The organism is Rhodococcus sp. BS-15, from assembly GCF_000813105.1.
Classification (GTDB): Bacteria; Actinomycetota; Actinomycetes; order Mycobacteriales; family Mycobacteriaceae; genus Rhodococcoides.
The window spans coordinates 1-1,013 of sequence record NZ_BAOX01000569.1 but is presented as its reverse complement, the minus strand read 5'-3'; the positions used below and the strand labels follow the sequence as shown (position 1 = coordinate 1,013).

At 65.9% G+C, this 1,013-nt stretch carries 1 protein-coding gene; it reads left to right on the top strand.

The features are described 5' to 3' along the window. The coding region (locus tag RHBS_RS27990) for a multicopper oxidase family protein (protein ID WP_148311817.1) at nt 1–1,013 on the top strand (1,013 nt) is incomplete at both ends.

The window sequence follows — 1,013 nt, the reverse complement described above, 5'->3', positions numbered from 1 at the left end:
TTCCTCCGCCGGGCAGAGCCCCCTGCTGTTCCACTCACCGCCCCTGACGCCGTTCCGGGACGAATTGCCGCGGTTGCCGCTGATCAGCGGCACGGAGATCTCGCTCGATGCACACAGCTCCACCCATGTGTTCCACGCCGATCTACGGCCCGCGCCCACCTTCGGATACGGCGAGTGCGACTACCTCGGACCCACCATCGAGTCGCAGACCGGCCAGCCGTGGACGCTGAAGTACTCCAACACCACCGCCGGGAACCCGCTCGCCGCCGACATCGACACCTCGCTGCACGGCATGAGCGAGATGGACCGCACGATGACGCCGACGTCGCTGCACCTGCACGGCAGCATCACCGAACCGGCGAGCGACGGGCACTCGGAGATGCTGGTTCGCCCGGGCGAGTCGATGACGCACAACTTCCCTGGACTCAACGACGCTGCGGGACTGTGGTACCACGACCACGCGATGTCGATGACGCGCATCAACGTCTATGCAGGCCTGCTCGGCATGAACCTCGTCAGAGACCGGTGGGACACCGGCACTTCCGACAACGCGCTGGGTCTGCCCTCGGGTGAGTTCGAGCTGCCGCTCGTGCTGCAGGAAAAGATCATGAACCCCGACGGCAGTATGAGCATCCGCTCCAACATCACCGTCCCGCAGGGAAAGTGGGAGGGCGGCGGCACCGGAGACGTGGGCGTCGTCAACGGCAAGATCTGGCCGACGATGGAGGTCGCCCGGGGGATGTACCGACTGCGAGTCGTCAACGCCGGGTCGTACAGCGTGTGGAACCTGTTCTTCACCAACAGACTTCGCTTCTGGGTCATCGGGAACGACGGTGGATTGCTCGACGCCCCGGTGGAAGCTACCAGCATTCGGCTCGCGCCTGCCGAGCGCGTGGACATCCTCGTCGACTTCGGTGCCGTCGAGCCGGGCGCACTGATCGAGCTGCTCAACGACGAGCCGCCGCCCGCTCAGGCCGCATCGCTCGGTGCGGTGCCGATGCCGATGTTCTGCC